The organism is Hyphomonas sp. (assembly GCF_017792385.1).
Classification (GTDB): Bacteria; Pseudomonadota; Alphaproteobacteria; order Caulobacterales; family Hyphomonadaceae; genus Hyphomonas.
This window is the reverse complement of the sequence record NZ_CP051230.1, coordinates 1,267,309-1,284,178: the sequence shown is the minus strand read 5'-3', so window position 1 is coordinate 1,284,178 and position 16,870 is coordinate 1,267,309. Positions and strand designations below refer to the sequence as shown.

General features: G+C 63.2%; 19 protein-coding genes. 10 read left to right on the top strand and 9 right to left on the bottom strand.

The genetic code is table 11. From position 1 onward, the window contains the following. Window position 1: 1 nt before the first annotated feature. Window positions 2–916 carry a ParB/RepB/Spo0J family partition protein gene (locus HF955_RS06475; RefSeq protein WP_291078748.1) on the top strand — a complete coding sequence of 305 codons (915 nt, stop codon included), beginning with the start codon at window positions 2–4 and terminating at the stop codon, window positions 914–916. Between the two features lie 2 nt (window positions 917–918). On the opposite strand, the gene holA is transcribed toward HF955_RS06475, so the two are convergent. Genes holA through HF955_RS06455 form a run of 4 tightly spaced genes read right to left on the bottom strand, consistent with a single transcriptional unit; the run spans window position 919 to window position 5,453 of the window. Further along, on the bottom strand, window positions 919–1,953 hold the full coding sequence (holA, locus tag HF955_RS06470; protein ID WP_291078747.1) for a DNA polymerase III subunit delta: 1,035 nt from the start codon (window positions 1,951–1,953) through the stop codon (window positions 919–921). After that, complete coding sequence (gene lptE, locus HF955_RS06465) at window positions 1,953–2,423, bottom strand: LPS assembly lipoprotein LptE (protein WP_291078746.1); 471 nt, start codon at window positions 2,421–2,423, stop codon at window positions 1,953–1,955. Before lptE ends, holA begins: the two co-directional genes overlap by 1 nt. Further along, window positions 2,420–4,984, bottom strand: a complete 2,565-nt coding sequence (gene leuS, locus HF955_RS06460; RefSeq protein WP_367279777.1) for a leucine--tRNA ligase — start codon at window positions 4,982–4,984, stop codon at window positions 2,420–2,422. The genes lptE and leuS overlap by 4 nt, the downstream gene beginning before the upstream one ends. Window positions 4,985–5,024: 40 nt before the next feature. Further along, window positions 5,025–5,453 (bottom strand): DUF3576 domain-containing protein, encoded by a 429-nt coding sequence (locus HF955_RS06455; RefSeq protein WP_291078744.1) that lies wholly within the window; start codon window positions 5,451–5,453, stop codon window positions 5,025–5,027. Between the two features lie 106 nt (window positions 5,454–5,559). Between HF955_RS06455 and HF955_RS06450 the strand changes: the two genes are divergently transcribed. Together HF955_RS06450 and HF955_RS06445 are read left to right on the top strand one after the other, a co-directional pair. Further along, window positions 5,560–6,741 (top strand): porin, encoded by a 1,182-nt coding sequence (locus HF955_RS06450; protein ID WP_291078743.1) that lies wholly within the window; start codon window positions 5,560–5,562, stop codon window positions 6,739–6,741. Between the two features lie 78 nt (window positions 6,742–6,819). Continuing rightward, window positions 6,820–7,272, top strand: a complete 453-nt coding sequence (locus tag HF955_RS06445) for an NtrZ family periplasmic regulatory protein (protein WP_291078742.1) — start codon at window positions 6,820–6,822, stop codon at window positions 7,270–7,272. On the opposite strand, the gene HF955_RS06440 is transcribed toward HF955_RS06445, so the two are convergent. Beyond that, window positions 7,269–7,895, bottom strand: coding sequence for a thiamine phosphate synthase (locus HF955_RS06440; protein ID WP_291078741.1), 627 nt, complete (start codon window positions 7,893–7,895; stop codon window positions 7,269–7,271). The two genes, HF955_RS06445 and HF955_RS06440, sit on opposite strands and share 4 nt — an antisense overlap. 4 nt (window positions 7,896–7,899) lie before the next feature. Between HF955_RS06440 and HF955_RS06435 the strand changes: the two genes are divergently transcribed. Then, on the top strand, window positions 7,900–8,568 hold the full coding sequence (locus tag HF955_RS06435) for a YggS family pyridoxal phosphate-dependent enzyme (RefSeq protein WP_291078740.1): 669 nt from the start codon (window positions 7,900–7,902) through the stop codon (window positions 8,566–8,568). Here the strand turns inward: HF955_RS06435 and HF955_RS06430 are convergent. Next, on the bottom strand, window positions 8,565–9,074 hold the full coding sequence (locus tag HF955_RS06430; protein ID WP_291078739.1) for a L,D-transpeptidase family protein: 510 nt from the start codon (window positions 9,072–9,074) through the stop codon (window positions 8,565–8,567). The genes HF955_RS06435 and HF955_RS06430 overlap by 4 nt on opposite strands. Before the next feature lie 99 nt (window positions 9,075–9,173). On the opposite strand from HF955_RS06430, the gene HF955_RS06425 reads away from it, so the two are divergent. Next, window positions 9,174–9,860 (top strand): response regulator transcription factor, encoded by a 687-nt coding sequence (locus HF955_RS06425; protein WP_027841169.1) that lies wholly within the window; start codon window positions 9,174–9,176, stop codon window positions 9,858–9,860. Here HF955_RS06425 and HF955_RS06420 read toward each other — a convergent pair. Together HF955_RS06420 and HF955_RS06415 are read right to left on the bottom strand one after the other, a co-directional pair. Next, window positions 9,857–10,660, bottom strand: coding sequence for an exodeoxyribonuclease III (locus tag HF955_RS06420; RefSeq protein ID WP_291078738.1), 804 nt, complete (start codon window positions 10,658–10,660; stop codon window positions 9,857–9,859). The genes HF955_RS06425 and HF955_RS06420 overlap by 4 nt on opposite strands. A 283-nt stretch (window positions 10,661–10,943) precedes the next feature. Beyond that, the gene (locus HF955_RS06415) at window positions 10,944–11,603 is read right to left on the bottom strand and encodes an outer membrane lipoprotein carrier protein LolA (protein WP_036264664.1); all 660 of its coding nucleotides are present in this window, start codon (window positions 11,601–11,603) and stop codon (window positions 10,944–10,946) included. A gap of 238 nt (window positions 11,604–11,841) precedes the next feature. Here HF955_RS06415 and trxA point away from each other — a divergent pair, with 238 nt between their 5' ends. From trxA to HF955_RS06395, 4 genes are read left to right on the top strand one after another with little or no spacing between them, the layout of a single operon-like run. After that, window positions 11,842–12,729: a thioredoxin gene (gene trxA, locus HF955_RS06410; RefSeq protein WP_027841171.1), complete on the top strand. Its 888-nt coding sequence runs from the start codon at window positions 11,842–11,844 to the stop codon at window positions 12,727–12,729. A gap of 57 nt (window positions 12,730–12,786) precedes the next feature. Continuing rightward, the gene (locus tag HF955_RS06405) at window positions 12,787–13,437 is read left to right on the top strand and encodes an LON peptidase substrate-binding domain-containing protein (protein WP_291078737.1); all 651 of its coding nucleotides are present in this window, start codon (window positions 12,787–12,789) and stop codon (window positions 13,435–13,437) included. A gap of 8 nt (window positions 13,438–13,445) precedes the next feature. Continuing rightward, a complete protein-coding gene (locus HF955_RS06400) occupies window positions 13,446–13,682 on the top strand; it encodes a Trm112 family protein (RefSeq protein ID WP_027841173.1) in 237 nt (78 codons plus the stop codon). Further along, window positions 13,679–13,984: a DUF971 domain-containing protein gene (locus tag HF955_RS06395; RefSeq protein ID WP_291078736.1), complete on the top strand. Its 306-nt coding sequence runs from the start codon at window positions 13,679–13,681 to the stop codon at window positions 13,982–13,984. Before HF955_RS06400 ends, HF955_RS06395 begins: the two co-directional genes overlap by 4 nt. On the opposite strand, the gene HF955_RS06390 is transcribed toward HF955_RS06395, so the two are convergent. Next, complete coding sequence (locus tag HF955_RS06390; protein WP_291078735.1) at window positions 13,981–15,219, bottom strand: FAD-dependent monooxygenase; 1,239 nt, start codon at window positions 15,217–15,219, stop codon at window positions 13,981–13,983. The two genes, HF955_RS06395 and HF955_RS06390, sit on opposite strands and share 4 nt — an antisense overlap. Window positions 15,220–15,433: 214 nt before the next feature. On the opposite strand from HF955_RS06390, the gene amt reads away from it, so the two are divergent. Continuing rightward, on the top strand, window positions 15,434–16,813 hold the full coding sequence (gene amt, locus HF955_RS06385; RefSeq protein ID WP_027841176.1) for an ammonium transporter: 1,380 nt from the start codon (window positions 15,434–15,436) through the stop codon (window positions 16,811–16,813). Window positions 16,814–16,870 lie beyond the last annotated feature (57 nt).

The window sequence follows — 16,870 nt, the reverse complement described above, 5'->3', positions numbered from 1 at the left end:
TATGAGCGACGAAGGCAAGACCAAACCCTCCCGCCTCGGACGCGGCTTGTCGGCCCTCATTGGAGAGGTCGAAGCCGTGACGCCGGCGGCTGCAAAGCCATCCGAAACGGGATCCGGCGGACCGACCGAGATCGAGATCGACAAGATCCGGCGCAATCCGAAACAGCCGCGCCGCACCTTTGACGAGGCCGCGCTTCAGGAACTCGCCGACTCGCTGAAGGCGAAGGGTGTCCTGCAGCCAATCCTTGTGCGGCCGGACCCGAAGGAAAAGAACGAGTATCAGATCATTGCAGGGGAGCGGCGCTGGCGCGCGGCACGACTTGCCGGTCTGACCCGTATTCCCGCGGTCATACGCGAGACTGACGAACTCGAACTGCTCGAAATCGGCATCATCGAGAATGTGCAGCGCGCAGATCTCAATCCGATCGAGGAAGCGGAGGCCTATGAGGCTCTGATGAAGCGGTTCGGCCGCACGCAGGACAGCCTGGCCACCAGCGTCGGGAAGAGCCGGGTTCACATCACCAACACGCTGCGCCTCCTGCAATTGCCGGAAGGGGCCCGCGAGCAGGTGCGCGCCGGAAAGATCACGGCGGGCCATGCACGGGCTGCGCTGGGAGCACCGGATCCGGAAGCCCTGATTGACCTGGCTGTCGAAAAGGGCCTGACCGTTCGAGAGGTCGAAGCTCACGCCAAGGCTGCGCGGGAAGATGCGCCGCTCGAGACCAAGTCGGCCCGCCCGAAAGTGGAAGAGAAGGATGTGGACACCGAAGCGCTGGAGGCTGACCTGTCCCGTTCCATCGGGCTCGACGTCGACATCCGTCATGGCAAGAATGGTGGAGAGCTCCGGATCAAGTATCGCGACCTGGAACAGCTGGACGATGTTTGTCGGCGCCTTACCGCCAAGCGCAAGCTCTAGGCCTATTTGGCCAGTTCTGCCGCCCGGGCGATCTCATTCATCAGCACACGGATAACTGGATCCGCGCTTCCGGACCCTGACTTGGCCTGTTGCTCGGCTTCGTAGATCCGCTCCATTACCCGCATCAATCGCTTGGTCGGCCATTTCCGCAAACGCGCACTGAACAGGCCCCATTCACTCTGCCAGACAGGCGGACGTAGTTTCATGCCGGGATTGGACTGGCCCGCTGCGATCCGGGACTGGGCATCCAGCATGCGCAGCGTCTCGAACTGGAGAGACCGCAGAATGGATATTCCGCTTGTGCCCGCAACGGCCAACCGGTCCAGCGCGTTGTGAACCAGGGCTGGATTGCCGTCCAGGGCCGCGCGAATGGCGGCTGACAGATTGTGGTCGACATCCGTGGCAGACAGCGCGCGAATGTCATCCACCTCAACCGGGCGCTCGAGCCCCCGGGCATAGAGACTGAGTTTCTCGATTTCCGAATTTGCCAAGGTGCGATGTCCGGGCAGGTCCCCGACAAACACGGCCAGCGCGTCGTCTGTGATCTGGACGCCTTCCGCCTTGAGGGCCGCCTGAACCCGCTGTTCGATGTCGCCCGCATCATCGGCGAACAATTGCAGGCACGCCGTGTTCTGTGCGCTCTCCGCTGCGGCCCGCAGCTTGGACCGCTTCTGAAGGCTTCCGGCCTCGATCACCAGGCGGGCGGCGTAATATCCGTCTCGGGAGTCGCCCTTCTGGATGGCCTCGGTCAACAGGGCGGCAATCTTGTCTCCACTGGTCCGCACGCGAATGACGCGGGGATCGCCCAGCAGGGACACCGCTTCAAGCCCGTCAAACAGAAGTGAAGGATCCTTTCGGATGGAATCATCGTCCAGCGTGGTCACATCCATGCTGGTGCCTTTCGGCGTCCAGGCCTGGATCAAGGCGCGCGCTGCATCGGAGGCCAGGCCGGGATCTTCGCCAAAGGCGAGCACCGCCCAGACAGACGGCTTCGGCTTGCGGGCAAAGTCAGTGGCTTGTTTGCCCTTCAGCAGCATCAGCCTGCCGACAATTGAAGGCGCAAATCATCGACGATCTTCTTGGCCAGAAGGCGCGCCACCCGATTGCTGGCACCGGTCTGGTTGGCAACATCGCCATACGGATTGTCCGGGACAGCGAAACTGAGTTCGGCATCCTGTCGGCCGGAGATGCTCTGGTCGCCATAGATCAGCACGTACCGACCCGTCGCGGACACGCTTGACCGCCGGGCCGTGCCATCGGTTTCGAAGGTGAGCCGCGACAGTTTTTCCTTCAGCGTCACTTCCAGCGTTGCCGGGCCGGTCACATTGGGCAGGCCGATGGCCAGTTCTTCCAGAAGCGCCCGCCGCATCTCATAGCCCGCACGGCCATCAATCTTTGCAACAGTGATGTTGCCGGCAGACGCCGCAGTGGCGCCGGAGGAATAGACCGGCTGGAAGCCGCAGGCAGCCATCAGGGTCAGGGCGGCGATCGCAAGGATGTGTCTCATGCGACAACGATATTCACGATACGGCCCGGCACGACAATGATTTTCTTCACGGCCTTGCCCTCGATGAAGCCGGCCACATCCGCATGGCTGGTGGCAACCGATTCCACCGCATCCTTGTCCATCGATTTCGGCACGGTGATCTCCGCCCGCCGCTTTCCATTGACCTGAACCGCCATGGTGACCTCATCGTCAACCAGCAGTGCAGCCTCCGGCTCCGGCCAGGCCGCGGCAGACACAAAGCCTTCACCGCCAATGCGCTCCCAGCAGGATTCAGCCAGGTGCGGCATGAACGGGGTTACGCAGCGGGCCAGCATGGACGCGCCCTCCAGCCGGGCGCCCAGAATGGCGTCGCCTGCAGATTCGGCCTTCTTCAACTGGCTGACCCATTCGTGAATGCTGGCCACGGCGGAATTGAACCGGAATTCCTCGATGGCCTTGTCGATGGCGGCAACAGCCTTGTGGCTTGCCTTGCGCAGCGCCAGGGAGTCCGCGTCTTCCGCCGGTACCGCATCGGCGCCTTCCGGAATCGCGTCGAACACGCTCCACAGGCGCTGGGCGAAACGCGACGCGCCTTCCACACCGGCCTGGGTCCATTCCACATCCCGTTCCGGCGGCGAGTCCGACAGCACGAACCAGCGAGCCACATCGGCGCCGAACTGCGCGATGATCGCGTCGGGATCGACCGTGTTCTTCTTGGACTTCGACATCTTCTCGATCGGTCCGGCCGTCGCAATGGCGCCGGTGGCGGTCTCGATCCAGGTGTCTCCATCCCGGGTCACTTCGGAAGGCTGAAGCCATTTGCCCGCAGCAGACTTGTAGGTCTCGTGTGTGACCATGCCTTGGGTGAACAGGCCGGCAAAGGGTTCGCCATTCGGCAGGTCCAGCAGGCCGACATCGCGCATGGCGCGGGCAATGAACCGGGCATAGAGCAGGTGCAGCACCGCATGTTCCACGCCGCCAACATACTGGTCGACCGGCAGCCAGTAGGCACGCTCTTCCAGATCGTCCGAACTTGCGAACCGCGCATAATACCAGGAGCTGTCGACAAACGTGTCCAGCGTATCGGTCTCGCGCCGGGCCGCCTTGCCACAGGCCGGGCAATCAACATGTTTCCAGGTCGGATGCCGCTCCAGCGGGTTGCCGGGCTGGTCGAAGCTTACCTCGTCCGGCAGCTTCACCGGCAGGTCCGCTTCCGGCACCGGGACGATGCCGCAGCTGTCGCAATGGATCACCGGGATCGGACAGCCCCAATAGCGCTGGCGGGACACGCCCCAGTCACGCAGGCGATAATTCACCTTGCCCTGGCCGAGGCCCATGGATTCGATTTTCTCGATGGCGGCGCGCTTTGCGGGCGCGATCTCGAGACCGTTCAGGAAGTCCGAGTTGAAGATCGTGCCGGGGCCGGTATAGGCCTCGTCCGCGACGTCGAAACCGGTCGGGTCAGCCTCTGGCGGCAGCACGACGGGGGTCACGTCCAGATCATATTTGCGGGCAAAATCGATGTCGCGCTGGTCATGCGCCGGACAGCCGAATATCGCGCCCGTGCCATATCCCATCAGCACGAAATTCGCGACCCAGACGGGCAGGGTGCGGGAGGCATCAAAGGGATGCTTCACCGTCAGGCCGGTATCAAAGCCCAGCTTGTCGGCCTTTTCGATGGCCTCCTCGCTGGTTCCGATCTGGGCGCATTGCGCGCGGAACGCTTTCAGCGCGTCGGATTGTTCGGCCAGTTGCAGCGTCAGCGGATGGTCCGGTGACAGGGCAATGAAGCTCGCTCCGAACAGCGTGTCCGGCCGGGTGGTGAAAATCTCGATACCGTCCCCGAAGCCTTCCGGCGCGGCGCTGTCGAATTCGAACCGCATCTGCAGGCCTTCCGACCGGCCGATCCAGTTCGCCTGCATGGTGCGCACCTTCTCCGGCCAGCGCTCCAGCTTCTGGACTTCCTGCAGCAGATCCTCGGCATAGTCCGTGATGCGGAAGAACCATTGGGTCAGCTCACGTTGTTCAACCAACGCGCCTGAACGCCAGCCGCGCCCGTCGATGACCTGTTCATTGGCCAGAACGGTATTGTCGACCGGATCCCAGTTCACCTTGGACGCCTTGCGGTAGACGAGGCCCTTTTCCAGGAATTTCAGGAACAGGCCCTGCTGCGCGCCGTAATAATCCGGATCGCAGGTCGCGAACTCCCGGCTCCAGTCCAGGGACAGCCCCAGCTTGGCGAACTGCGCCTTCATCGCGGCGATGTTCTGATAGGTCCACTCGCCCGGATGCACATTGCGCTCCATGGCGGCGTTCTCGGCCGGCATCCCGAACGCGTCCCAGCCCATCGGGTGCAGGACATTGTATCCCTTGGCGCGCTTGTGCCGGGCCACGACGTCGCCCATCGCATAATTGCGCACATGGCCCATATGCAGGCGGCCGGACGGGTACGGGAACATCTCCAGCACGAAGGCTTTTGGCGCGTCCCCGGCTTCGGCAGGCGATTTTGCCTCGTACAGGGCCGCCTTGTCCCAGGCTGCACGCCATTTCTGTTCCGCTGTCTGCGGATCGTAACGGGTCACCATGCCCCTGACCTTTCCGGATCGTTTGTCGAGCCGGGCCCTAGCCCAGCTGGGAGTTCTTCAACAGGCGGGCCCGGTCCAGAATCTTGTTCTCCAGCTGCAGCGCTGTTTCCGGATCCACTTCGGCGTCAACCCAGTCGCCGGCCTCGTTCTTCTGCTGCCGGAACACGGACACTTTCACCCCGTCCGCGCGCAGGCGCGTGTCGAGAATGTAGACGGTCGCCTTGATGCGCTCATTCGGGGCCGACTCGAAGGATTTCCAGTCATAATTGATCAGGCCGCCGATCGGATCGGCATTGGCCACCGGAAGATTCTCGAACGTATCGAGCGAGGCGCGCCACAAATACGGATTCACGCTGCCGATATTCTGCTGCATCACGCGGGAGTCCGCTGACCCCCCGGACCCGGACTGGCAGCCCGAAACCATCAGCATGCCGGCGATCGCCGCAGAGAAAACATATTTGACCATGAAGAAAGTTCCTGAGTGCAAGACCTTGTTGACGGCGGTTTGTATAACAAGGGGTGTACAGGCTCGCCAGTGCTGATCTGCGCGTGGGCTTACTTGGAGAACCGGCATGAAATTCCTGCAGATCACACTTGTCTGCACCGCCCTGTCCGCGCCCCTCTGCCACGCCCAGTGGGAAGAGGACTGGAACCCGTGGGAGACCGACACCGAACTCGGGGCCAGCCTCGTCCTCGCGCCGGAGGCCGATGAGAAAGCGCTGGGCCGCATCTGGTTCGGCCTGTCGACCAACCGCATTCTGGACAATGGAGTCAGGATTGGCGTGGCCGGGCGGGTCGAGGCCCAGAAGGACCATCCCGGCCGGGCCGGCTTCAGCGGCGTGATCGAGGGGGCCGACCGCATGGGACCCGGCCTGCAGGGCGCCTTTACCGGTCTTGCCATGGGCGTTCCGGCCGAAGAGTCGGGTGTGCGGGGAGAGATTGAAGCTGCCTATCTCTATGTCGGAGGCGGCTATGGAGACGTCCGGATCGGCCGGGACCTCGGCATTGCCGCACGCTTTTCCGAAGGCGCGCCGTCCGTCTTTCAGTCGCTCGCGACCGGGCGCCAGACACTCGACCCCACGGGCTTGGACATGGTTACCACCCGGCATGACCTGACCGGGCCATCGGCAAAGCTTTCCTATGCCACACCGCGCCTGATCGGCATCCAGGCCGGTATCAGCTTCACCCCGGCAGCGGATGTGCGCGGGCTCGACCGGGATGCGGACCGCACGCTGCCGGGCACCACGCCCGTCAATCTCGAAAACGCGGTGGAGGGCGCCGTGAACGTCTCTCGCCTGCTGCGGGAGTCCGGTGTCCGGCTGCGCGGATCGCTTGCTGCCAGCACCGCGGACATATCCACGCCGCCCTATGCATCGGGCTGGTATGACCGCGTCACGACCTGGTCAGCAGGCGCGTCGGCGGAATTCGAAACCATTTCGGTGGGTCTGTCCTGGCTCAGCTCCGACAATGGCCTGACCGGGGCCGGGGCATATGAATCCTGGACGGCGGGAGTCACGAAATCCCTTGGCGAGGTGATTCTGGGCGCGGAATTCGGCCGGGCGGAAGACGAATTGCTGGGACGGGAGTCGGAAACCTGGCGCATCGGCCTCAGTCACGAATTCACAGAATACGCAAGAATCTCTCTTGGATATGGCGAAAACAGCCTGGATTCTGTAGATTCAGTCCCGATTCCCCGGTTGGGCGATGAAAACTCGCCTGATGGGGTTGTGATAGAAATCACACTATCACGATAGAATCTCTGCCCTGTCAGAATGTTAATCTTCTCTTTACCCGCCCCGCTGACTATTTTCCTCATCAGAGGTGCGAAAGCCATGAAGCTGGGTATTGCAACATTCGGGATCGCGTTGTGCGCTGCGCTGGCCATGCCGGCTGCGGCGCAGGATTCCGTGCCGGCAAACTCGCTCGAAATGTCGGCGCCCAGCATCTCGGAAACGTCCGTGGCCAAGTCCGAATGGTACCGCCAGTTTGCGCAGACCAAGCCGGCGAGTGCCGAGCCGGTCTGGCAGTCCCGCCCGGAACAGGAATTCTCCATGCAGTTCGGCGGCAGTAAGCGCTGGCAGCTGAATCTGGACAAGGTGTCCCGCACCGACCTTTCCCCTCTCCCGCGTGAGGAAATGCAGGCTGGCGCCACGTTCCGCATCACGCCGCGCCTCTCGGTGGGCGGCGAGGTCAGCGTGGGCGCAGACGAGCTGAATGACACCTCGACCTGGGAATCCCGCGAAGTCGAAACCGGCATTCGCCTGAAATCCGCATTCAAGTTCTAGGACCGGAACAGGTCCCGTATGCCTTCAATGGCAGCCAGGCCTCCGGCATCACAGATGCTGGCCGCATTGCGCGCTGTCACGCCGCCCAGCGCATGAACTGGTACGGTGTTGCGCTGCGCCAGCTGCCGGAATGCGGCCGCGCCGATGGGCGCCCCGGCGGACGGGCTCCGGGAAGGAAAGACAGCTGACACCAGCGCCGCATCGAACAGGCCGTCCGCATCTGCCTGCCGCGCTTCTCCGCCGCCATGTGCAGACACGGTCATCAGGTCAAACCGGCTGCGCCATATCCGGGCAGCATGCCTTTGCGCAAAAGGCCAGTGCACACCCGCGGCCCCTGCCCGGATAGCTAGGTCCGGGTCGGCTGCAATCAACAGGGCCAGGCCGCGGCGATTGGCAATCTCGGCCAGCTGCCGGGCCTGCCAGTCCCGGTGCGCCGCGCCAAAATGCCGATAGATGACGCCCCAGCCTGCCGGCAGGTGTTCGGCCACGCTCACCGGGTCCGGTGTGCGCTGGGGATCGGTCAGGAAAAAGGCCGGCGGCACGCCGGGGGGCAAATGGCGCCGCGCGCGTCTTGCCGCAGAGATCAGCTTGCGTCGGTCGGAGTCTTGGGGTTTCTGCGCCATCAAGATGACTGATACGGACTTCCCTGAGATTGCCAAGCGCCGCGACGAGATCCTCGCCGATCTTGCGGCCAGTGCCAAAACACCGCCCAGCCTCGTTGCGGTCACCAAGACGCAGCCGGATGAGAAGCTGGAGGCGATCCTCGCAGCAGGCCATCGCGTCTTCGGCGAAAACCGCGTGCAGGAAGCCATCCAGCACTGGCAGGCCCGCCGGGCCACATACCCGGATCTCGAACTGCATCTGATCGGGCCGCTTCAGTCGAACAAGGCTGAGGATGCGGTGCGCCTGTTCGATGTGATCCAGACGGTCGACCGCCCGAAACTCAGCCGTGAACTGGCGAAGGCCGAGCAGAAAACCGGCCTGCGCCGCCAATACATGATCCAGGTGAATACCGGTGAAGAACCGCAAAAGGCCGGCGTCGCACCTGCAGACGCTGATGCCTTGTTGCAGGATGCCCGCGAGCAAGGGCTCGAAATCATCGGTCTGATGTGCATTCCGCCGGTCGAGGAGCCGGCCGGTCCGCACTTTGCCCTTCTGGCACGTTTGGCGCAGCGCCTCGGCCTGCCTGCCTTGTCCATGGGCATGAGCGCCGATTACGAGACCGGGGCCCGGTTCGGGGCAACTCATGTGCGGGTCGGGTCGGCCCTGTTTGGCGCCCGGGACTATTCCGCCTAGAAGGAAATCTCGATTTCGCTGTCGGGCTCCATCAGCTCCAGCACGGCCAGCAGGTCTGACAGGTCCAGCGCGATACAGCCTTCGGTCGGCTCATAATTCGGTCGCGCCACATGCAGGAAGATCGCGCTGCCACGGCCGGCCTCCACCGGATCGTCATTGTAGCCGAGCTCGACAACCACATCATAGACATGGTCATCGCGCCACATCTTCTCGTGGCTTGCGGCAAAGGGCAGGGAGACAGGCCGGTTGTACAGGCGATGCGCAGGGTCGTCGCACCAGCCATCATAGGGTTTCAGCGGCACCAAGGGCAGGCTCGTGACAGGCGGGTCAATCCGGTCGGCCCGGAAGAAGACATTGCGCACCGGCCAGATGCCCGCCGGCGAGGCGCCATCGCCTTCCCGTTTCTGTGAAGCAGCGACCACGCCGCCCTTGCCCAGCACGCACCGGGCCGTGAAGCCGGGGCCGGAAAACTTGCCGGACGGCGTCGCTGTGAATTTCGGGCTCACGGGCACCTCCCGGACTTGTGATTGCACGTCATGCAAAGTCATATGGCATCTGGCGGCGGTCGCAATACACAGCGACGACCGAAATCCAAGGAGACGCCCGTGACAGGCAAGAAGACAATCCTGCTGGTCGATGATGATGCGGACCTGCGCGAAGCCCTCGCCGAACAGTTCGACCTGCATGACGGGTTCGACACGCTGCAGGCCGCCAATGCCAATGAAGGCATCGCCCAGGCGCTTGCCGAGCGGATCGACCTGATCCTGCTGGACGTCGACATGCCGGACATGGATGGCCGCGAGGCCTGCAAGCAGATGCGGCAGAAGGGCGTGCGCGCACCGATCATCATGCTGACGGGTCAGGATGGCGATGCCGACACGATTCTCGGCCTCGAATCCGGCGCCAATGATTATGTGACCAAGCCCTTCAAGTTCTCGGTCCTGCTGGCACGCGTCCGGGCCCATTTGCGCAGCTTCGAACAATCCGAAGACGCCACCTTCCAGGTCGGGCCCTATGAATTCCGTCCGTCCATGAAGCTGCTTGTCACCGAGGACGGCCGCAAGGTGCGCCTGACGGAGAAGGAAACCAATATCCTGAAATACCTCTACCGCGCCCAGGGCAAACCGGTCGCGCGGGACGAGCTCTTGTCAGAAGTCTGGGGCTACAATGCCACCGTCACGACGCACACGCTGGAGACCCACATCTACCGCCTGCGCCAGAAGGTCGAGCCGGACCCGGCGAATGCCCGCCTGCTGCTCACCGATGCCGGCGGGTATCGACTCCAGCCCTAGATTTTCATCTCGACGCTGATCGGCGCGTGGTCTGACGGTTTCCAGCCGCCGCGCCAGCCGAGATGGATCTTGTAGCTGTCGATCTTCGTGTCCGGCAGCGCCGCCGGGTTCACCCAGATATGGTCCAGCCTGCGGCCGCGATTGCTCTTGGCCCAGTCCTTCGCGCGATAGCTCCACCAGGTGTACAGCTTCTGATGGTCGTCCACGGCGAGGCGGGCAATGTCGGCGAATTGTGCCTGCTTGCGGGAGTCTTCCAGCCGCTCTGTCTCGCCCGGCGTGTGGGAGACAATCTTCAGCAGCTGCTTGTGGGACCAGACATCGTTTTCGTGCGGCGCGACATTGAGGTCGCCAACCAGCACGCGCGGCGTTGTCGACTGCTTCTTGTAGGACGGGCCCAGCCGTTCGAGGAAATCCAGCTTGTGCGCGAATTTGTCATTCACCGCCGGGTCCGGTTCATCGCCGCCGGCCGGCAGATAGATATTGTTGATTTCGACACCGGCCACCCTGGCCGCAATGACGCGGGAATGGCCGTGACGGCACAGATCCGGCGCGTCGATGCGCTCGATCGGCAGGCGAGAGGCAATTGCCACGCCGTGATGGCCGCCTTTCTGGCCATTCAGCACAAGGTGCGGCAGGCCCATCTCGCGGAAGGCCTTTTCCGGGAATTCGCCATCCTGGCATTTGGTTTCCTGCAGGCAGACCACGTCCGGCTGCTCGGCGGCCACAAAGGCCGCGACATTCGGCGCGCGCAGGCGAACCGAGTTGATGTTCCAGCTGACGATTTTCAGAGATTTGGACATTCAGGCTGCGTAGCAGTGTTTGCTGAAACGTCAACGCGCCCGAACGCGGGGAAGTTCGGGCGCGCCAGACGCTTGCTTTGCACGTCTCGTCGGGAGGGGAAGGCTCCGACGGTGATGACTGAGGGGTCGCAGCGGGGGGTCAATTGCTGCGCGCGTTTTGCTCCGTCATCCACAGTTGCAAAGATGTCACTCCTGAGAAAAAATTCAAGTGAATAATGTGTTATGTGCTTGGCTGTGTCGTGGATGTTCCAGTTTTCTGTCGCATACAGTCAAGAATCCCGCATTATTCCGCGTCGAAATCCGTCATCACGAAGAGACGCGGGTTCAAACGCGAACCATATGTGACGTCCGACAGCATCACCGATGTGATGTTTCCACCGGAATCCACGGTCCGCCAGCCGGTCAGGCTCATATCGCTTTCCTGCAGGATCAGGGTCAGCGTGCCGTCCATTTCGCCGGACCGGTCCCGCAGGGTGATGCCGACCCGTCCATTGCGGCGGGTCACTTCCAGCACGTCCGCTTCGGTTTCGAAATCGATCTCGTCGTCCAGCAACAGGGCCAGCGGTGTGGTGCCCAGTGGCACGCGATCGGTAGTTTCCAGTTCAGAGTCCTGCAGCGCAACGGTCGTGCCGTCGCTGACCAGAAGCAGCGGGCTGGGCGCATCATATTCGAAGCGCACCTTGCCGGGCCGCGACAGGGCAAACCGTCCGGTCGACTCGGAGAAGTCCGGAGCCACCTGTTCGAATGTGCCGCGGGCGGTCTTCACATCGGCCAGGGCAGCGGCGGCGCGTGACAGGATGTCCGACCGTTCGGCATCTGTCAGGCCGGCCGGTTGGGCGGCTTGCGGGGCGGGGGCTTCGGACTCGGCGACCTGAAGGCTCATGACGAGCGGAGAAGTCGCAATCGCGGTGAGGGCACCGAGGCTGGCCAGGAAGTTCAACATTGTGCGGTCTCCTTGTGCGTTGACCAATGGCCCTACACTTAAGCGCGGGCCGATTGCATAAACAGGGCACGAAAAAGGTATTTTCGTCGCTTTTCGTTGCATCCGGTTCAGCTGCCGGGTGTGACAGGCCGGGTTTGACTGCCAGATGAACGCTGTCTTCAGTCCCGGTCATTCCGGTGCCTTGCGAAACCGGAGGGTGCGGCCCATCTTCCCTGCAGATATTCAAGGAACACCGCTCATGACCGATACGGCTTCGCTTCATACCAAGGACACAACCGATCAGGATTTCATGGCCGACGTCGTCGAGGCGTCGGAAACGCAGCCGGTCATCGTGGATTTCTGGGCCCCCTGGTGCGGCCCGTGCCGCACACTCGGCCCGATCATCGAGAAGGCGGTGGAATCCCGCAAGGGGCAGGTGAAGCTGGTCAAGATCAATATTGACGAGAACCCGGCCTATGCCGGCCAGCTTGGCGTGCGCTCCATCCCGGCGGTCTATGCCTTTGACAAGGGCCGCCCGGTCGATGCCTTCATGGGCGCCCTGCCGGAGGGCCAGATCAATGCCTTCATCGACAAGCTGCTCAATGGCACTGACACGGGCAAGATGATTGCGGAGGCACTGGAACAGGCCGAAGCTGCCAGCCAGTCCGGCGACATCGGCACGGCGGCCCAGATCTATGCCGCCGTGATCCAGCAGGATCCCGAAAACGTTGCCGCGCTGGCCGGACTGGCCCGCTGCTATCTCGCCAATGGCGACAAGGAGCGCGCCGAGGCCACGCTGGACATGATTCCGGAAGCCAAGCGCAATGATGCCGCCGTGAAGGGCGTGCGGATGGCCATCGACATGATGGGCGAGGCCGGAGAGCCGGACGAGTTCGAGGAGGCCCTGTCCGCCGTCCTGGCCAGTCCGGAAGATCATGACCGGCGCTTTGACCTGGCCGAGAAATATGCCGCCGCGGGCCGGTTCGGCGATGCCATCGATCATCTTCTGGTCATCCTTGAACAGGGGCTCGACTGGAAAGAGGGCAAGGCGAAGGAAAAACTGCTCCAGATGTTCGAAGCCGCCGGCCCGACCGATGCCGCAACGATCAGTGGCCGGCGCCGGCTCGCCTCCCTGATGTTTGCCTGATGGCGTGATCGCGCCACATCCCTCTTTCAGGCACCGCTAGAAAGAGACCCAGTCCCCATGTCCCAGCCCGGTTTCACACGTCTGTCCGACCTGCCCGCCGAGCTGGCCATCTTTCCCCTGCCCGGCGCGTTGCTGTTTCCGCGCTGGCAATTGCCGCTGAACATCTTCGAGCCGCGTTACCTCAACATGGTCGATGATGTGATCCAGGCGGACCGGATGATCGGCATGATCCAGACCACGGGCGGCGCGCGGGCCAAGCCGGAGATTGCCGGAACGGGCTGCGCCGGCCGCATCACCGCCTGGTCTGAAACCGGTGACGGTCGCTATCTCATCACGCTGACCGGCGTGGCCCGCTTTCAGGTGGGCGAGGAATTGTCGGTCATGACGCCCTATAGACAGGTCCGTCCGGACTGGACTGCGTTCCGGGAAGACCTGTTCGATGTGCCGCCCGCCGCCTTGCCGGACAGGGCCCGGCTGGTCCGCGCCCTGCGGGACTATTCCGAAACTCATTCCATGACCACCGACTGGACGGCCGTAGAGGAGGCGCCGATGGAAACCCTCGTCAATGCGCTGTGTTCGGGCTGTCCCTTCTCGGTGATGGAAAAACAGGCGCTGGTTGAGGCCCCCACCTTGAAAGATCGCGCCGAAACGCTCATCACCCTGCTGGAAATGGATGTGTCCGGCAGCGATGACGGCACGCTGCAATAGAGGTCCCCATGTCAGACGACACTGCCGCCCCGCGCACGGGCCCGTCCGGGGTCGATCCCCGCCTGCTGGAAATCCTGATCTGCCCGGTCAGTCGCCAACCCCTGACCTATGACCGCGCCAATGATGAATTGGTGTCACCAAAGGCCCGTCTGGCCTATCCCATCCGCAATGGCATTCCGATCATGCTGGCAGACGAGGCGCGTGACCTGGATGATGACAGCGCGGCGGACGCATCCCGCGCATGAGCGATCCGTCCTGGCCGGTCCGGCTCTCCTTTCGCAAGTCCGCAGGTGAACTTCACGTCGAATTCGAGGACGGGGTCTCCGGCGTGATTGCGTACCGGCGCCTGCGGGAAGAGAGCCCGTCGGCGGAAGTACGCGGCCATGGCAGCGGCCCGAAACCGGATCAGCCGCCCGTGCCGGAAGATATCTCCGTCATCGGCGCAGAACCGGTCGGTCGCTATGCCGTCCGCATCCGGTTTTCTGACGGGCATGATTCCGGACTCTACACGTGGAAATTCCTGAGGGAGCTGATCAGCGGCGCCTAGCGCATCAGTCTGGGCAAATGGGCCTGATCGGCGCTCGCCTGCCGCGCCATGGCCCGGCGCAGAGGCGTCACCTTGCGGGCCAGTGTCAGCGCCAGGCCGCGCAGGGGTTTCAGGGCCAGGCTGTCATTGCTGAACGCTCGGTCGATGCCGTCCATGAACATCGCTGCAGCGGTGGCATCGAAGCGGCGCCACTTTTCATACTGCTCCAGGCTGACATCCGATCCCGGATCAAGTCCCACCTCGCGGGCCTCGCACATCACATCGATCAGCGCACCAACATCCTTAAACCCGAGATTCAGGCCCTGCCCGGCCAGCGGATTGATCCGGTGCGCCGCATCGCCCAGCAGCGCCGTGCGCGGGCCCACCATGCGGGTCGCCAGCTGCATGACCAGCGGATAGGCCGTGTGCGGTCCGTCAATTTCCATCGGGCCGGCAAATTCCGAAAAGCGGGCATTCAGCTCGGCATTGATGTCCTCGACCGGCAGGGCAGCAATCGCTTCGGCGGCGCCGCGCTTCATGTACCAGGCCAGATTGGCCCTGTTGCCCGGCATGGGCAGCGTCGCAAACGGTCCCTCCGGCGTGAACAATTGCCGGGCAATGCCGTCATGCGGCCGCGCCAGTTTCACATTCGCGGCGAACACGGACTGGTCATAGTCGCGGCCCTCGGTGGGTATGCCCGCCGCCTGCCGCACGGAGGATTTCATCCCGTCACAGGCGGCAACAAGACCGGCGCGCAGGATGCGCCCATCCGACAGGGTCAGCCGCGCGTCGCCCGGCAGGGTCTCCATCTGTGCGAACAGCTGGCCCCGGATCCATTCCAGACCGTCTGTTCTTGCGCAGGCCGAATCCAGCGCGGCCTGCAGCGCGCCGGCCGGTACCATCTGGCCAAGCGGCTGGTCTGCATCATCTTCCGGCAGGTCGTCTGTGCCGAACAACACCCCCGGCGGGCCAAACCAGTGGCGGCCGCCATCCACGGCTTCCAGCCCGTTCAGCGGTTCGGTCAGACCGGACAGGTCTGCGGTAATGCCCACCGCGTCCAGAAGGCGCCAGCTGCCGCGCACAATGGCGAAGGTCCGTGTGTCCTCGCGCGCGGGGGCGTCCGGATCGCGGGCGTCAACAAGGACAACAGAAAAGCCGCGCTGAGCGGCCAGGATCGCCAGCGACGTGCCCACCGGGCCCGCGCCCACAACGGCCAGGTCATACACCGGGTCAGACTTCTGTGCGGTATCGGTCATGGTTCCTAGCTAGGGGGCGGCCGCGCAATCGTCCAGCGATGATGGAGATTTAGGCGATTCGCCGCATCCCTGCCCACGCATTGACCATGCCCCGTCAGAAAATCCGGTCAGCCCCGTTGCCGGTGCGACTTTCCCGCAAGCGCGCAATCATATCGGTTCTGGGAGAGCGCGGGGGGGCCCGAGCTCTGCAGTCTCGTGACGAAGGAGGGGCCAGATGGGCCAGACATTAAAAAACATGATACGCGGAGCAGCCCTGCTGCCAGCCGCACTTTTGGCAGGGGCAGCCGCCCATGCTCAGGACGCAGACATGGAAGCCCGGCTTGCGGCGCTCGAAGAGAGCGTGGCGGGGAGTGCCAGCGCCTATGTCGACAACAGCTACCTGTTCCTCATCGGCGGCATCATCGTGATGTTCATGGCCGCAGGTTTCTGCATGCTGGAGGCCGGCCTCGTGCGCTCCAAGAACGCGGCCATGCAGTCCACGAAGAACGTCGCCCTGTTCTCTGTGGCCGGCATCATGTTCTGGCTCATCGGCTACAACATGGCCTATCCGTCCGCCACTGTGGCAGCCGGCCTGTTCGGCATTCCGGATTTCATCTGGTCCAGCCCGTCGCTTGACGAATCGCATGGTGACTACGCTGCCGCATCCGACTGGTTCTTCCAGATGGTGTTCGTGGCAACGGCGGCCTCGATCGTGTCCGGCACGATTGCCGAGCGCGTCAAGATCTGGCCGTTCCTGATCTTCACCGCCTTCCTGACCGCCTTCATCTATCCGATCGTGGCGTCCTGGGAATGGGGTGGCGGCTACCTCGACTCCGAATGGGACTTCTCCGACTTTGCCGGTTCCACGCTGGTGCACTCCACCGGTGGCTGGGCAGCCCTGGCAGGTGCCATCATCATCGGGCCCCGCATCGGCAAGTATTTCGGCAAGCAGGTCAATCCGATGCCGGGCAACAACATCCCGCTGGCCGCCCTCGGTACCTTCATCCTGTGGTTCGGCTGGTTCGGCTTCAACGGCGCGTCCCAGCTGGCCGCCGGTTCCATCGCCGACATCAACTCGGTCAGCCAGATCTTCGCAAACACCAATCTCGCAGCCGCAGGCGGCGTGATTGCGGCCATGATCACCACGGCGATCTTCTACAAGGGCAAGATCGACGCAACCATGGTGTTCAACGGTGCGATCGGCGGTCTGGTGTCCATCACGGCCGAGCCGCTGGCGCCAAGCATGCTTGCCTCCATCATCATCGGTGGTATCGGCGGGGTCCTGGTTGTGGTGACCGTTCCGCTGCTGGACAAATTCAAGATCGACGACGTCGTTGGTGCCATCCCGGCCCACCTTGTGTGCGGCATCTGGGGCACCATGATCGTGCCGTTCTCCTACACGAACGCCATCTCGCCGAACGAGGCCGGTGATCCGAACTATATCGGCCAGCTGGTCGGCGTAGTCCTGACCGGTGTGTTCGTCATGATCGTGTCCGCCGTGATCTGGTACATCCTCAAGCTCACCATCGGCGTCCGCCCGACGGCCGAGGAAGAGGAACTGGGTCTCGACAAGTCCGAGATCGGCCTCGAGGCCTACCCGGAATTCGCGAACTAACAGGTTTGCATCCTCCCAAAGAGAAGACCCCGGCAGAGCGATCTGCCGGGGTCTTTG

Bases quoted from the DNA above. Each gene is read 5' to 3' on its own strand.
- HF955_RS06475 (WP_291078748.1), top strand. From the start codon at position 2: ATGAGCGACGAAGGCAAGACCAAACCCTCCCGCCTCGGACGCGGCTTG.
- holA (WP_291078747.1), bottom strand. From the start codon at position 1,953: ATGCTGCTGAAGGGCAAACAAGCCACTGACTTTGCCCGCAAGCCGAAG.
- lptE (WP_291078746.1), bottom strand. From the start codon at position 2,423: ATGAGACACATCCTTGCGATCGCCGCCCTGACCCTGATGGCTGCCTGC.
- HF955_RS06455 (WP_291078744.1), bottom strand. From the start codon at position 5,453: ATGGTCAAATATGTTTTCTCTGCGGCGATCGCCGGCATGCTGATGGTT.
- HF955_RS06450 (WP_291078743.1), top strand. From the start codon at position 5,560: ATGAAATTCCTGCAGATCACACTTGTCTGCACCGCCCTGTCCGCGCCC.
- HF955_RS06445 (WP_291078742.1), top strand. From the start codon at position 6,820: ATGAAGCTGGGTATTGCAACATTCGGGATCGCGTTGTGCGCTGCGCTG.
- HF955_RS06440 (WP_291078741.1), bottom strand. From the start codon at position 7,895: ATGGCGCAGAAACCCCAAGACTCCGACCGACGCAAGCTGATCTCTGCG.
- HF955_RS06435 (WP_291078740.1), top strand. From the start codon at position 7,900: ATGACTGATACGGACTTCCCTGAGATTGCCAAGCGCCGCGACGAGATC.
- HF955_RS06420 (WP_291078738.1), bottom strand. From the start codon at position 10,660: ATGTCCAAATCTCTGAAAATCGTCAGCTGGAACATCAACTCGGTTCGC.
- HF955_RS06415 (WP_036264664.1), bottom strand. From the start codon at position 11,603: ATGTTGAACTTCCTGGCCAGCCTCGGTGCCCTCACCGCGATTGCGACT.
- trxA (WP_027841171.1), top strand. From the start codon at position 11,842: ATGACCGATACGGCTTCGCTTCATACCAAGGACACAACCGATCAGGAT.
- HF955_RS06405 (WP_291078737.1), top strand. From the start codon at position 12,787: ATGTCCCAGCCCGGTTTCACACGTCTGTCCGACCTGCCCGCCGAGCTG.
- HF955_RS06400 (WP_027841173.1), top strand. From the start codon at position 13,446: ATGTCAGACGACACTGCCGCCCCGCGCACGGGCCCGTCCGGGGTCGAT.
- HF955_RS06395 (WP_291078736.1), top strand. From the start codon at position 13,679: ATGAGCGATCCGTCCTGGCCGGTCCGGCTCTCCTTTCGCAAGTCCGCA.
- HF955_RS06390 (WP_291078735.1), bottom strand. From the start codon at position 15,219: ATGACCGATACCGCACAGAAGTCTGACCCGGTGTATGACCTGGCCGTT.
- amt (WP_027841176.1), top strand. From the start codon at position 15,434: ATGGGCCAGACATTAAAAAACATGATACGCGGAGCAGCCCTGCTGCCA.